This is a genomic window from Nostoc sp. DedQUE02 (assembly GCF_034531035.1).
Taxonomy (GTDB): Bacteria; Cyanobacteriota; Cyanobacteriia; order Cyanobacteriales; family Nostocaceae; genus Nostoc.
On the sequence record NZ_JAVRBY020000005.1, the window covers coordinates 92,086 to 105,644 of the forward strand.

Sequence of the window (13,559 nt, forward strand, 5' to 3'; positions counted from 1 at the left end):
GAGGCAAGCCAGTTCTGCTGAGTGATTTATTCTATGTTTGCTGAAACCTCCTCGCGCTACGTTACCCGTAACCCTGAAATTTTGAGTGGAGAGCCAATTATTATAGGTACTCGGACATCTGTTCGTGCCATTGTCAGTTTATGGCGATTGGGGATTATGCCAGAAGAAATCCCGAACCATTTACCACATTTAACCCTGGCACAAGTATTTGATGCCTTGAGTTTTTATCTCGATCATCAAGCCGAGATTAATGAATACATTGAGCGAAATCAAGTACCTGATGAATTAATACATCCATCTGTAATTAAAAATATTAAGGTGGTCGGTGAATGACACTAACCACCATCTTGAGACTTTATTTAACTATTCCTGAATGCCAGGGATATCTGCCAAAGGTTCAAATCTACCACTTAAGTATTTGGCGAGAAACTCTTCTGCGATCGTAAGCAAGGGCAGTTAGCGGCAATTGTCACAATGTCCGCAACGCAGGTTAGCTGCTTCTTTATCAAAACCAAAGGCATTTAACAAAAATTGCCAACGACACTGTTTAGTTGTTAGGTATTGCTGCATCTGTTTAGCAGCGTGTAATTGCGTCAGTGGTTGATTTCCCGCTTTTTGTCCAATGATGTAATGGAAAGGATCGAGCCAGTTTAGCTGACCGTTGCTATGGAGTAAAGCTAGCGCCGTTGCACCTTCGGGAAATTGTCGGGTTACTGCATTCACTTCTCCCTGTTTTGGTAATTTTTTCACAAGTTGCTGCGCTATTTGTTGTTGCGATCGCATTTGTTGTTGAAAAAATTCTTGTCTTTGCTTGTCTTCTGGATCTAACCACCCTGTAGGTTCACTTACCAATGTCAACGCTTCAGCCGGTTTCCCATCCCTTCCAGCCCGGCCAATTTCTTGCACATATTCAGATAACAAATGTGGCGCGTGAAAGTGGGCTACCCAGCGAACATCTGGTTTATTTATCCCCATCCCAAACGCACAGGTACACACAACAAAGGGGATTTTACCACCTAACCAGCTTGCTTCTACTGCACGGCGTTCGCTTGCACCCAATCCAGCATGATAACTTGCTGTAGCATAACCCATCTCTGCTAACCATTGGGCTAAATCTTCACTATCGCGCCGAGTGCGAACATAAACTAATCCCGATTGTTGCGGTCTATTTTGAATAAACTTTAATAATTGTTGTTTTCTCCCCCGTGGTGTCCAAGCAATCCGAACGCTGGGATGCAAATTAGAACGGTAAGGATTCAAGCGAAAAATCTCTGGTTGCTGTAATTGTAAAACTGTTTGAATTATCTTTTGGGCTGAGGGGTCAGCAGTAGCAGTAAAAGCAGCAATGCTGATTTTTGTTCCTGGTGGTTTTGATTTTAGCAATGCCGGACGCACCGCCCCTAATCTGCGATAAGCTGGACGAAAAGTATCACCCCACTGCACTAAACAATGAGCTTCATCCAAAATCAAACCATTAAGTTGCAATTGCGGGTGACATAATCTTTCCCACACTGGCACACTTAGTAAAGTTTCTGGTGACAAATACAGTAATCTTAGCTGTTGGCGTTCCAAAGCTTGCAGAGTTGTACGGCGTTGAAATGAAGATAATTCACTATGCAAAAGTGCAGCTTTTTGGTGGCTTTGTAGTAATTCCTGAACTTGGTTTTCCATTAGCGCTACCAAGGGCGAAACTACCAAGGTTAATCCTGTTTGTAGCAATGCGGGAAGTTGAAAACAAATCGACTTACCGCCACCTGTGGGCATAATAATCAGTGCATCTTTTTGTGCTAATAAACTGCTGACAATTTCTCCCTGTGGTGGGCGGAAATCTTCATAACCCCAGATTTTTTGAAAAGCAGCGCGGACTTCTTGCCAAGATTTTTTTGGAGGCTGGTTCATAATCAATGGTAGATGCACCCATATCCTTGAATGTTGAATATAGCCTCTGTTATCCAGTTAATGGTTCAGTAATTTCATCAGCTTAGGTTGCAACGCACTGACTGCAAGAATGAATTAGAATTAATTATTACGCATCAACATATTAAATAAAAAATTCAGACAGATGAATGAAGAATTAAAACATAAATTTTACATCAGCACTGATAAATCTAAATTGAATATTCAAATTATTCATGATTTTTTACAAACTTCTTATTGGGCTGAAAACATACCGTTAGCCACGGTGGAAAAGTCAATAAATAATTCTTTATGCTTTGGACTTTATGAAGGTAATCAACAAGTTGGTTTTGCAAGAGTTATCACTGATTATGCAACTTCTGCGTTATTAAAAGATGTTTTTATTCTGGAACCTTATCGAGGACAGGGTTTAGGAAAATGGTTTGTAGAATATATTTTAGAATATCCAGAATTGCAAGATGTTCAAAGGTGGATGTTAGGTACAAAAGATGCTCATGGACTTTATCGCCGTTATGGTTTTAAAAATTTGACAGAACCAGAAAAAATCATGATGCGTTTAAATTTTAATGCTGATCAAGCATAAGAAAGAGGGTATTTTAAAAGTATTAGGTGACTACAAGTCGCTACTACACAAACATAGACGCTTTGCGGCTTCTCGCAGGGTAGTCCACCTGCATAGATTAACACAAAATCAAGGGTTTGCTAACCTGCGGAGGTAGTTTTTGTCTCGTGTAGGCGCGGCTTCTAGTCACCAGTGTTACTGATTTTGGGAATGGAAAGGACAACCACCTGCCGTTAATTTCTGAAGAAAGACATTATTATCAAAATAATGCTCTAGAGACTCAATCTTCAAATCATCAGTGACGCGAGCAATACTAACTCCGACGATTTCTATTGTTTCACCTGTGGGTGCATAGTCCTTGTAGGAACCATTAAATGTTCCCCAATGTCGCCACTTAAAGGTAACATTAGGCGGCCCCGAAAGGACTTCTGTTAATTCCCAAAGGAAGCCATTAGGAAAGGCTGTATGAAAAACTTGAAATGAAGATTCAAAGGTTTCTGTTTCAGAGTTATATTGCTCAGTTTTACCCAAAAACAGGTTATAAGTCCCTTCATCTGCAACATCCTGAGCAGTGAATTGTTGTCCGCCATTGGTACTCATCTTAAACTTATCAGCAACAATCGAAAGCCACTGTTGAGGATTAGATTTATTAGAAGCTTCCATCTCAAAAGTGCGAACTAAGTTTTGAGCGATCGCTTCTAATGAACCTTCAGGATGCTGAAATTTGCTCTCCTGATGAAGAAATTCATTGGTGTAAGAATAATCCGGGCGTTTTCCTTCTCGCCACTGTACTTCTTCATCATGAGCAATCACTATATCTCTATCTTGTACCCAGAGTGGCAATTCTGTTGTTTTCTCGCTACTCATACAAGCTGACTCGCTATAAACATCGTTTCTCAGAATAAAGTTTTTTGGATATTAAATAAATCAGAACATATAAAAAGTAAAAAATATTCATAATCAACTTAATTGGCTTGACTTTTTGCACAAATACAATTGAAAAAATCAAGTTTCAAAGCCAACCACGGGCTGATACCGTTTCTTTGTGAAGCTGCGCCAAACTCTCTCAAACTCTTATCTTGGCGTTCTTGGCGTTCTTGGCGGTTCGTTAAAAAATTAAATGCATTTTCATACAGAATTGGTATGACTGGCGATAAATTCAGAACTATCTGGGAAGACGTGCTGAGTGACGGTTTTAGTACACAGGCGATCGCTGCCCTCTGCCTCTTATCAAGCGCACATAATATAACTCCTCCCCAATGTTGGAAAGGAGTTTTTTAGCATCAGTTAAAAACAAGATGCGGTGCTTTTATTATGGGTAGTTTGACAGACTAAAATTTTAGACTTTCTGTGCAGATACTTCCTCTGGCTTTTCTTGAGTTTGCAAAGATGCATACAACCTATTCAACGCATTTACATAAGCTTGCGCTGAGGCCACGATGATATCTGTGTTTGCTGCATGACCAGAAAAGACTTTAGATTCATAACGTAAACGAATCGTTACTTCTCCAATGGCATCAATACCTGCTGTTACTGACTGCACAGAAAACTCAATCAACTGGTTGGGCACATTCACCACACGGTTGATGGCTTTGTAAACTGCATCCACTGGCCCAGTACCGATCGCAGCATCGGTTAATTCTTCACCATCGGGGGTACGCAGAGTAACTGTAGCAGTGGGACGGGCGTTGCTACCACAGGAAACTTGCACCAACTCTACCCGGAACAAATCGGGTGCTTGTTGAATTTCATCGTTAACGATCGCTTCCAAATCCCAATCGGAAATTTCTTTCTTTTTATCTGCTACTTCTTTGAATCTGACGAAGGCTTTATTTAATTCAGTATCTGACAGTTCAAAGCCCAATTCTTTCAACCGAGTGCGGAAAGCATTTCTACCTGAATGTTTACCCAAAACTATTTGATTGTCTGTCAAGCCAATCAATTGAGCATCCATAATTTCGTAGGTGAGTTTGTTTTTTAACACACCATCTTGGTGAATTCCAGACTCATGGGCAAAGGCATTCGCCCCAACGATCGCTTTATTTGGTTGTACTAACATTCCCGTCAAATTAGAAACTAAGCGTGAGGTTTTGTAAATTTGTCGGGTGTCGATGTTTGTCAGAGATTCTTGAGAATCTGCTGGTCTGCCGAGATAGGGGTTAAAATATTGCCGCCGCACGTGCAACGCCATTACCAATTCTTCTAATGACGCATTTCCGGCTCGTTCGCCAATACCATTGATTGTACATTCTAGCTGCCGTGCGCCATTTTTGACGGCTTCTAAGAAGTTAGCAACTGCCAAGCCTAAATCATTGTGACCGTGAACGGAAATAACCGCTTGGTCGATGTTGGGCACATTTTCAATAATGCCCTTAATGATGGCTCCAAATTCGCTAGGGGTTGTGTAACCCACAGTATCGGGAATATTAACTGTTGTTGCACCAGCTGCGATCGCACCTTCTAATACTTGGTACAGAAATTCTGGATCGGTACGAGCCGCATCCATCGGCGAAAATTCTACATCTGTCATGAAGGACTTGGCATAAGCTACCATTTCTTGTGCGATCGCTAGCACTTCTGCTCGTGACTTCCGCAACTGATACTCTAAATGAATATCAGAAGTGGAAATAAATGTGTGAATTCTGGCGTTAACTGCTGGTTTTAATGCTTCGGCAGCCGCTTCAATGTCTGCTTTAATTGCTCTTGCCAAACTACAAACTACCGGGCCATTTTCTGTCCCAACAATTTGAGCAATTTTCTTGACTGCTTCAAAATCTCCGGGACTAGCAAAGGCAAACCCTGCCTCAATTACATCTACACCCAGACGCGCTAATTGCTTGGCAATAACTAGCTTCTCGTCTATATTCAAAGTCGCTCCCGGACACTGCTCTCCATCTCGCAATGTCGTATCAAAAATGATGATTCGATCTGTTTTGTTTGTCATTTGCCTTTTGTTGTTTAGTATTTACTTGTGGCTTAATATATCTTCAACCTTAGTTTTTCTTTTACTCTTACTTTTGTAAATAATTGCTAAGGATATTAACCTTCGGTTTTTTCTATTTGATCTCTGATATCATTTAAATCTATATATCTATCAGTAGCATTCCGTAGCTCTCTGGCAATCATTCCTTCAGTTGATACTACCGTAATATGTGTATTTTTTGAGCGTAATAGTTCGATTGCTCTTTCAAAATCTCCATCGCCACTGAATAATACTACTCTGTCATACTGGTCTACTGTATTAAACATATCTACAACAATTTCAATATCTAAATTCGCTTTTTGCGAGTAACGACCGGACGTATCATCATAATATTCTTTCAGAATTTTAGTTCGTACTGTATATCCTAGACTAATTAGAGCATCTCTGAAACCTCGTTGATCTTGTGGGTCTTTTAAGCCAGTGTACCAGAATGCATTAATTAATGTTGTTTCTGATTGCTCATGTTTGAAATATTCTAAGACGCGCCTTGGGTCAAAAAACCAGCCATTTTTTTGTTGAGCATAGAACATATTGTTTCCATCTACAAAAATAGACAGACGATTCATTGGAGAACCCATACAAATTTACACCTAATAATATAAATGAATTTAGATGGAACAATAGATTATAGCAATTTTCAAATGCCTTGTTTGCTAATATCTATAAAGTAGTTCTTTTTCTATAGCTTTTATCCTACCTCTTTCAAGGCATAAAAACGCCTGAAGATTGGAGTTGATATCCAGGGTGCTAACCTTATTCACCTCCAGCACTACAAGAGCCACCCTGCGATCAAAATCTACCAATAAAATTGACCTAGTAACAGCTTTCATCACTCCATAACATTAAAGTTTACTCCTAAAGAGGTATAACATAAGCTTGATGTAAGATATAATTTAATGCTTATATGTAGGTAAAGCTATCAGTATCAGGAAACGCTTTGTCGAGATTATCAACATTGCCCAAGAAACACAACACAGACTTGGGACAGCTTTAGGTAGAGCATCCAGTTAGGATCGTACTTGTTGGTTAGGTTAGGATAAAATCTTGCCACAATCAAATTTACAGGCAGATTATCTCCGGCTCTGATCTGTGAGACAATCACTAGTTGTAACTTACTGAATACAAAAAGAAGAAATGAGGCAATGCTAGAGTAGGAATCTCTTGGACGCTAGTACCAATAAAAGTTTGTTGATTGATAAAAGATACTTTACAAATGTATAAGATTGTCATTTAAGTATTATTTCAATGTGCTTACACTAAAACGTGGTCTGAATAAATAAAAGTGTTGGACTTAAATCAATCAGTAACACGATATGGCAGAAGAAACTACATCTACCTTAACTAAAAACTATGTCTCTGCTGCCAATAAACTGTCAAGTAAACCGACAAAAGTAACTTCGACAGCATCAGTTCGCCAATCCAGGTGGATGGTTCGCTTAGGTCATCTCTTTGCTGGCACTTGGGCAATCGGAGCAGCATTGCTGAGTGCTTCTGGGTGGGAATCGGTTCAATTGATGGAAAATCAAGTGCTTTCTGGCTTTTTTCAACTGCGTGGCCCGATTGTGCCTCCAGAAGACATTGTAATTTTAGCAATAGACGATCAGTCAATCTCAGTTCCCGAACAGTACTATAAAACAGATCCGAAACAGTATGCCTACCTAGAAACACTGAAATCTTATCCTTATCAACGTGCTGCATACTCGCAGGTAATCACAAAATTGATCCAAGCAGGCGCTCGCTCTGTGGCATTAGATGTCGTTTTTGACACTAAAAGCAGTTACGGGATTACAGACGATCGCCAACTGCAAACAGCATTGCAAAAATATGGCAGCAAAGTTACCTTAGCAGCCATCTACGAAAATTCCCAGACGCACCAGGGGTCTTTTATACAACTGACAGACCCACAGCAGATGTTTCGCACAGGGCCAGTGTCCATTGGCTCAGTTAATTTTCCCTTAGAAGTAGATGGAAAAGTTCATCGATTAGCAAGTGAGTTTCCCAAGTTATTAGGTGAAGATAATTTATTTACCAAAAAGCGACTATCCTTTGATGAAGAGGCTCTGAGAGCCGCACAAGTAAATTATCCCCGACCAAAGGGCGATCGCATTTATTTTTGGGGGTCTGCGGGTACATTTGAGCAAATACCCTTTTGGCACGTACTCGATCCAGAAAATTGGAACACCTATTTGCAGCAAGGAAAGTTCTTCAAAGACAAGATCGTGGTAATTGGTGCAACAGATAAGTTAAACAACAATTATTATCCAGTCGCTGCTAGCAAAAGTACTGAACTTATGTCCGGCGTGGAAATTCACGCCAATGCGATCGCAACTTTGATGTCAGGGAAAGCGATCGCTCCAGGAATTCGCAGTCTACCATTGCAGGGTTTGTTTGTGCTAATGCTAGTTGGCACTACAACCTTAATGATTAGCACACGCTTGCGTAGTATCAATAGATTTTTGTATAGCCTGGCTCTGTCTGCCACTTGGGGAGGAATTAGCTATGGGTTATTTATCTATGGTCAGTTAATTTTTCCCACTACTGTACCAATGATTGCGATCGCGATGACCGGACTTTGCTACCTGGGAACCTCAGTACTGAGAGAAAGCATTAGAAAACGCCAACTAGTAGACATTTTTCAGAAGTATCAAACTTCTGCCGTTGTCCAAGAAATTATCAGCCAACAAGATGACTTGCAATACCTAATCCAGCAACGAGATTTAGCCTTATCAGGGAAAGTCTTGGCAAGACGCTACAAAATTGTCAAAGTTCTCGGTTCCGGTGGATTTAGTGAAACCTACATTGCTGAAGATACTCAACGTCCTGGTAATCCGCAATGTGTTGTCAAACAACTAAAAGCAGCCAACACCAAACCAGAAGGATTGGAACTTGCTAGACGTTTATTTAACTCAGAGGCGCAAACACTCGAAAAATTGGGAATGCACTCACAAATACCTCAACTTCTGGCGTATTTTGAAGAAGATGAAGAATTTTATTTAGTGCAAGAACAGATCGTTGGTCATACTTTAAATCAGGAACTCCCAGCAGGTAGAACAATTGCAGAAATTGCAGCGATCAAGATTGTCAGGGACTTATTGCAAACATTAACATTTGTCCATAAAAACAATGTGATTCACCGAGATATTAAGCCCAGCAATATCATCCGCCGACACTCAGATGGAAAACTGGTATTGATTGACTTTGGTGCCGTCAAGGAAGTTAGCATCAAACAGCTTGATCGCCAAGAGCAAACCCCCTTTACCATTGGTATTGGTACTCAGGGTTATGCACCAAGCGAACAATGTTTTGGCCGTCCGCATTACAGTAGTGATATCTATGCAGTGGGTATGGTTGGGATTAAAGCCTTGACTGGTGCAGCACCCCGTGAGTTCGATAGAGATGCTGATGGGGAGCTAAAATGGAGCGATCGCTGCCAGGTGAGTAACTCCCTAGCCAAGATTCTCAGTAAAATGGTGCTGGATGACTTCAAACAGCGATATCAGTCTGCATCAGAGGCTCTTAAGGATCTTGAAGCTCTTGAAGCTTTTGACGATTTGGTAAATCCCCAAAGCAGATACTATAGTCCACAAGATGACTTATTAATGAATACTTTAGATGAATTAAGCGCTCCCACAAAATCTTGCTCAAAATCATCCTCAGAAACTCCAGAAAAGGAGTAGCGATCGCCCAATCATGACTAAGTTATATTGCATCTTGTTATATTTACAAAACTTAGAAGTGCGATCGCTGGTGGCGAGGTGTTGGTTTGCAGATAATTATGGGCAATCAAGTAAAGTTTGCATCTCCTCTGCATCCCTAGTCATTCCCAATTGCTCAAAACCATTAATAGCCTGAGTTGATAATTGAGAGGCTTTTTGGACACTTCCCCATCTTCTCTCCCAGCGCGCAAGAGAACGTTGATAACGAGCTAGACGGCGTTTATTATTGCTGCTTTCGGCGACAGTTAAACCTTTAATTAATAGCTTTTGAGCTTCATCGCGATCGCCTTGTTCGATGGCAATATCAGCAAGCCAATTTTGAGCAGAATTAATCACTCGATGCCAATTAATTTTTTCTGCACTTTTCATCACATCTTGAAATAGCTTCTTGGTTAAAAAATATTCACCTTCTGAATAAAAGATTTCAGCCCGATGGTAAAGCACGGGAATAAAATAACGGATGTGCTGTCGCTCCTCTAAATTCGCCTCAATCACCAATTTTTCTTCTACCATTAGCCAGTGGCGTGCATCTGGATAATTATTCTGTCTGATTCGCAGTCTAGCCATATTTTCGGCTAAGTCAGCTTGAACGCATGAATCTGCATGGTCGCGTAAAACCCATGCTCGCTGCAATATTTCGTCTGCTTGTGTGAGACTTTGGGGCGAACACTCCCGAATTAGCAGCCAGGTTTTGCGGATCATGAATTTCACCAAAGATGACCATTCACCACGTCGTTCTGATTGTTCTATCAGCCATTGCAACCAATCGAGGCGATCGTCCCAATAAGCATAGAGATTGGCGTAGTGGTTCAAGAGCAACCATAAATCCCTAACTTCTACATAATGGTCTTGGTTTTTACACCAATAGAGTACTTCGCGGAGATTTCCTTCCTCTTCCTTTAACCTGTTGTAATGTATCCAGTCCTCCCAATCTTCTCCGCCGTATCTGTAAGCAAAATTTAGATACCATTTCACCCACCGTTTCCGTGCTTCTTTCTCAAAATCTGGGTAAGCAGCTAATTGTGCTAAAGCATACTCACGAGTCAGAGAGAGCATTTCGTATCGCTTAGTTTCTTGGTTCAGATTCACTAACGAGAGTTGCTGCAAACGTACCAAGCCCTTACTGACGGAATCAGGAGCAGATGTCAGTCCAGCAACTTCAGCCACAGCAGCTTGGATAGGAGAGTCAGGAAAAATCGCCAATGACATTAGTAACTTGTGGGGTGGCTGTCCCTTCGTATCTTGCACTGATTTCTCAAAGCAAAAACGAGCCACATCGCCTGTAGCAGAGGCTAACTGCTCCAATACGAAGTTCAAAGAGTAGCCACTAGAGACTTGACCGAGTGCGTAGACAATAGCGAGGGGGATTCCTCCAGTGCGATCGTAGAGCAAGCTAGAGTCTTCATCTTGGATAGTTATACCTTTCTCTTCTGCTTGTTGCTGAATCAACTGCAAACCATCATTCAGGGGCAAGTTTCGCAGACTGATTGGCAGCAGGGCAATTCGTTCGCGGGTAGTAATTACTACTTTGACGCAAATGGGCAAATTGTATAGGAATTCTATAACCTCATCCCTATCCCTGTCCTCTATAGTCTCCATATTATCCACAATCAGAAGCGTTCGCTGTTTAGAAAGACATTGGCGTACACGGTCAAATTGGTCATTGGGAGGAGATTGAATAATAGTAGAGTCGCTTAAAGCATTGGCAATCACCCGAAAAATCTCGCGCAGGTTATGCTGTCCTTGCTGCCGTTGCAAAATCATATCGGGAATCAGTTCTTGTTGTTTGGCTGAAGTGAAAATAATTGCATCAAATTTAGGTGCATCAGAACTGTTTTCGTTACTAGCCTTTAAGCACAGGTAAGCAGCTGCTAACACCAGCGCGGTTTTCCCTACGCCACCAATGCCATGTACTGTAATCATGTGAGCGCCATGCATCGGCAAAAGCCTTTCCAGTAGCTTTTTCATATCTGCTTCGCGCCCAATAAATTCTGTGTAGGTTGGTGATGGCAGATTGTGGGGAATAGAAGTGCTTTCGGTACTAGATGCAGCAACACCTCTGCGATATCCATGTCTCTCTAGAATGTAAATCAGGTTGCTTGACCTAACGCTGTTGTCTGGTTCTCCTGTCAAAGTTTCAATATCTCGATAGATATTGCTCAATTGCACTCTTACACCAGCGTTATCTCTGTATAAGTCCTGACTTATCCTTGTCAAGCTATACCCACATAGCAACCCAAGTAACAGGTCTTTCTTAGAATTTTGCCTATATCGCTCTTGAATTTTAGACTCCAAATCAGTCAGTAAACGATCTATATCCCAATCCTGTAAAACCTTTTGATACCAGACTTTAGACAGATTCCCACCCTCTGACTGATCTGACATAAATATCACCCTATTAGTTCTGTTGTTAAATGTTGGTTAGCAACATTTTAACTAACAAAACTTTGAGTATGTTGTATTAGTAATTTTTAACTAACAAATTTTTAACATTGCTAATTACGCTATTTAAGGTCAATTTAGTAGGCTAATTACTAAGTTCATAATTGTTGGTAACAGGCTGCATCCAAATGGAACATCTATCCTGACAACCAAGCAAAAACTCTGGCTGAATTATTGTTTTCACTTCTGACAACAAAGGAGTACTGAATGAATAAACTAATTCAAACTGTAAGTGTCTTGGTTGGTCTCAAACAAGCTCGACTTTATTTTCCCGAAGAAAAACAAGTTTGTGTCTTTAATAAACTTCCGACACTTTACCGTGAGTTTACACCAAAGTCTGTACAAGAATCAATCAACGAATTGCAAGAGCGATTAAAAATTCAAGGTTTACTCGCAGAGGTTACTGGAAAATTTGACTTAGAGACAGACGAGGCAGTAAAAGAATTTCAAAAAAGAAATAATCTTTTAGCAGATGGAGTGGTTGGCCCGTTGACATGGGCTTGCCTTTTGTACCCAAAACTTTCTCGTAATCAAAAAATTAAATCTCCAGAATTAAGGAAGGCGGTTAAGGAACTGCAAACTATCCTTTATGATGAAGGATTTTTGAAAAAAGAACCTACTAGCTTTTTTGACAGTGCAACAGAAAGAGCGGTGAAACGCTTTCAAAGAATTTATGGATTGAAGAATGATGGCATTGTTGGGGCAGCAACTTGGGCAGTACTGCTGGGAATGCGACAAAAAATTGATAAAAGCTTTCCGAGGTTAATTTATTTTTTGTCGCCGCAATCATGGTTTTTATGGGAGCAATTTTTGATGATTTGTTGCATCCTATTAGGTATTTATTATAGTCCTATACCAGGTCAGGCTCCTAAATTCACTACTGCCTTAGCAACTGCGTATGGACTTACTTGTGTAGTGCCATTTCTGTTAGAAAATTTACCGCTTAAGCCTTCACTCAAGCCTAGCTTATCTATCTTGCAATATGCTCCTTATGTATTAACTGGTATCTTTTGGAAACCAATTATCAATTTCTTGGGGCAATTGTTTAATTAATCATTCGGTAGTTGAACAATTGATGAGCAATCAAATTTTTGCATTGTGCCTTTAAAAAGTGCGATCGCTTCCGTCCGAGCGTAGGCGATCGCACTTCTGGGCAGCAACAGCACTAAAGAAAAAATTCAGCCGATTAAGCCATTGATGCCAGACATGAATTAGCCTTGCACGGTCAAATTCAAAAATCTCTGCTTCTTCACCTGGCAAGGCTATGACAATAAGAGCATGGTTAATTTTGCAGTTAAAGAGGCGATCGCTATAATACCGATTTATCGCACCACCATAAGCAGCTAGTTGTAAAGGCTTGTCATAAAGCTTATCAATCCTCAGTTTTGGTTCCTCGGCTGTAGTCCATTCAATTAAATGCGGAACACCTTGATAACGAGCAACTAAATCAACTTTCCCAGCGTAAAGTTCTTTATAGTTAGGCACGGCTTCTTCAACAAGTTGAACATCGCTAAGTTGGTTTAGCACAGATTGAACGCTATCCCAGTAAGGCTGAATCAGGCTGTTGTCAGGTTTGGGCGAGTAACCTTGCAGGTATTCCTTAATTAACTGGTGTAAGGCATTTCCTCGACAACGGCTGTTAGCAGCGATTCGATTTGCCTCTGCATCGCCAACTTTATTACGCCAATAGGAAAGGGCGGCTAGAGACTTTGGTGGCTGTGTCGCTTTTAAAACTGTGGTGACAGCAGGAAGAAGAACGCCACTATTGCCTTGATAGTAGCATCGTCCGTTGATGTAGGTAGATTTCATAAGTGTTGTGAATGACTACATCAACTAGCTTCGAGGGCTGCTGTCTGAGATTGTGTCTGAGTCAAAAGTCCAGAGTGTCTGACTTTGTGTATGAGTACGTATGACTTTTAATTAAGTCAGTTAAAATTAT

11 protein-coding genes are annotated in these 13,559 nt (G+C 40.8%); 5 read left to right on the top strand and 6 right to left on the bottom strand.

All coding sequences use genetic code 11. From position 1 onward, the window contains the following. Positions 1-33 precede the first annotated feature (33 nt). The gene (locus RMX98_RS07055; protein ID WP_322677993.1) at positions 34-333 is read left to right on the top strand and encodes a DUF433 domain-containing protein; all 300 of its coding nucleotides are present in this window, start codon (positions 34-36) and stop codon (positions 331-333) included. Between the two features lie 123 nt (positions 334-456). Here the strand turns inward: RMX98_RS07055 and RMX98_RS07060 are convergent, their stop codons facing one another. After that, positions 457-1,899 (bottom strand): ATP-dependent DNA helicase RecQ, encoded by a 1,443-nt coding sequence (locus tag RMX98_RS07060; RefSeq protein WP_322677994.1) that lies wholly within the window; start codon positions 1,897-1,899, stop codon positions 457-459. A 163-nt stretch (positions 1,900-2,062) separates the two neighbouring features. On the opposite strand from RMX98_RS07060, the gene RMX98_RS07065 reads away from it, so the two are divergent. Further along, entirely contained in the window at positions 2,063-2,500 is a 438-nt protein-coding gene (locus RMX98_RS07065; protein WP_322677995.1) for a GNAT family N-acetyltransferase, read from the top strand. 174 nt (positions 2,501-2,674) lie between these two features. Here the strand turns inward: RMX98_RS07065 and RMX98_RS07070 are convergent, their stop codons facing one another. Then, the gene (locus RMX98_RS07070; protein ID WP_322677996.1) at positions 2,675-3,346 is read right to left on the bottom strand and encodes an ester cyclase; all 672 of its coding nucleotides are present in this window, start codon (positions 3,344-3,346) and stop codon (positions 2,675-2,677) included. A gap of 129 nt (positions 3,347-3,475) precedes the next feature. Here RMX98_RS07070 and RMX98_RS07075 point away from each other — a divergent pair, with 129 nt between their 5' ends. Continuing rightward, positions 3,476-3,760: a hypothetical protein gene (locus RMX98_RS07075; RefSeq protein WP_322677997.1), complete on the top strand. Its 285-nt coding sequence runs from the start codon at positions 3,476-3,478 to the stop codon at positions 3,758-3,760. Between the two features lie 58 nt (positions 3,761-3,818). Here RMX98_RS07075 and RMX98_RS07080 read toward each other — a convergent pair whose 3' ends face one another. Both RMX98_RS07080 and RMX98_RS07085 read right to left on the bottom strand, forming a co-directional pair. Continuing rightward, positions 3,819-5,423 carry a 2-isopropylmalate synthase gene (locus RMX98_RS07080; protein ID WP_322677998.1) on the bottom strand — a complete coding sequence of 535 codons (1,605 nt, stop codon included), beginning with the start codon at positions 5,421-5,423 and terminating at the stop codon, positions 3,819-3,821. 95 nt (positions 5,424-5,518) lie between these two features. After that, positions 5,519-6,040, bottom strand: coding sequence for an NYN domain-containing protein (locus tag RMX98_RS07085; RefSeq protein WP_041565194.1), 522 nt, complete (start codon positions 6,038-6,040; stop codon positions 5,519-5,521). A 735-nt stretch (positions 6,041-6,775) separates the two neighbouring features. On the opposite strand from RMX98_RS07085, the gene RMX98_RS07090 reads away from it, so the two are divergent. Then, a complete protein-coding gene (locus RMX98_RS07090) occupies positions 6,776-9,139 on the top strand; it encodes a CHASE2 domain-containing serine/threonine-protein kinase (RefSeq protein ID WP_322677999.1) in 2,364 nt (787 codons plus the stop codon). A gap of 96 nt (positions 9,140-9,235) precedes the next feature. Here the strand turns inward: RMX98_RS07090 and RMX98_RS07095 are convergent, their stop codons facing one another. Beyond that, positions 9,236-11,563, bottom strand: a complete 2,328-nt coding sequence (locus tag RMX98_RS07095) for a tetratricopeptide repeat protein (RefSeq protein WP_322678000.1) — start codon at positions 11,561-11,563, stop codon at positions 9,236-9,238. A gap of 264 nt (positions 11,564-11,827) precedes the next feature. Between RMX98_RS07095 and RMX98_RS07100 the strand changes: the two genes are divergently transcribed. Then, the gene (locus RMX98_RS07100) at positions 11,828-12,673 is read left to right on the top strand and encodes a peptidoglycan-binding protein (protein WP_322678001.1); all 846 of its coding nucleotides are present in this window, start codon (positions 11,828-11,830) and stop codon (positions 12,671-12,673) included. A 51-nt stretch (positions 12,674-12,724) separates the two neighbouring features. Here the strand turns inward: RMX98_RS07100 and RMX98_RS07105 are convergent, their stop codons facing one another. Further along, positions 12,725-13,429: an exonuclease gene (locus tag RMX98_RS07105; protein ID WP_322678002.1), complete on the bottom strand. Its 705-nt coding sequence runs from the start codon at positions 13,427-13,429 to the stop codon at positions 12,725-12,727. Between the last annotated feature and the right edge of the window lie 130 nt (positions 13,430-13,559).

What these genes read in the sequence shown, in the direction of transcription:
- RMX98_RS07055 (WP_322677993.1), top strand. Translation starts at nt 34, where the DNA reads ATGTTTGCTGAAACCTCCTCGCGCTACGTTACCCGTAACCCTGAAATT.
- RMX98_RS07060 (WP_322677994.1), bottom strand. Translation starts at nt 1,899, where the DNA reads ATGAACCAGCCTCCAAAAAAATCTTGGCAAGAAGTCCGCGCTGCTTTT.
- RMX98_RS07065 (WP_322677995.1), top strand. Translation starts at nt 2,063, where the DNA reads ATGAATGAAGAATTAAAACATAAATTTTACATCAGCACTGATAAATCT.
- RMX98_RS07070 (WP_322677996.1), bottom strand. Translation starts at nt 3,346, where the DNA reads ATGAGTAGCGAGAAAACAACAGAATTGCCACTCTGGGTACAAGATAGA.
- RMX98_RS07080 (WP_322677998.1), bottom strand. Translation starts at nt 5,423, where the DNA reads ATGACAAACAAAACAGATCGAATCATCATTTTTGATACGACATTGCGA.
- RMX98_RS07085 (WP_041565194.1), bottom strand. Translation starts at nt 6,040, where the DNA reads ATGGGTTCTCCAATGAATCGTCTGTCTATTTTTGTAGATGGAAACAAT.
- RMX98_RS07090 (WP_322677999.1), top strand. Translation starts at nt 6,776, where the DNA reads ATGGCAGAAGAAACTACATCTACCTTAACTAAAAACTATGTCTCTGCT.
- RMX98_RS07095 (WP_322678000.1), bottom strand. Translation starts at nt 11,563, where the DNA reads ATGTCAGATCAGTCAGAGGGTGGGAATCTGTCTAAAGTCTGGTATCAA.
- RMX98_RS07100 (WP_322678001.1), top strand. Translation starts at nt 11,828, where the DNA reads ATGAATAAACTAATTCAAACTGTAAGTGTCTTGGTTGGTCTCAAACAA.
- RMX98_RS07105 (WP_322678002.1), bottom strand. Translation starts at nt 13,429, where the DNA reads ATGAAATCTACCTACATCAACGGACGATGCTACTATCAAGGCAATAGT.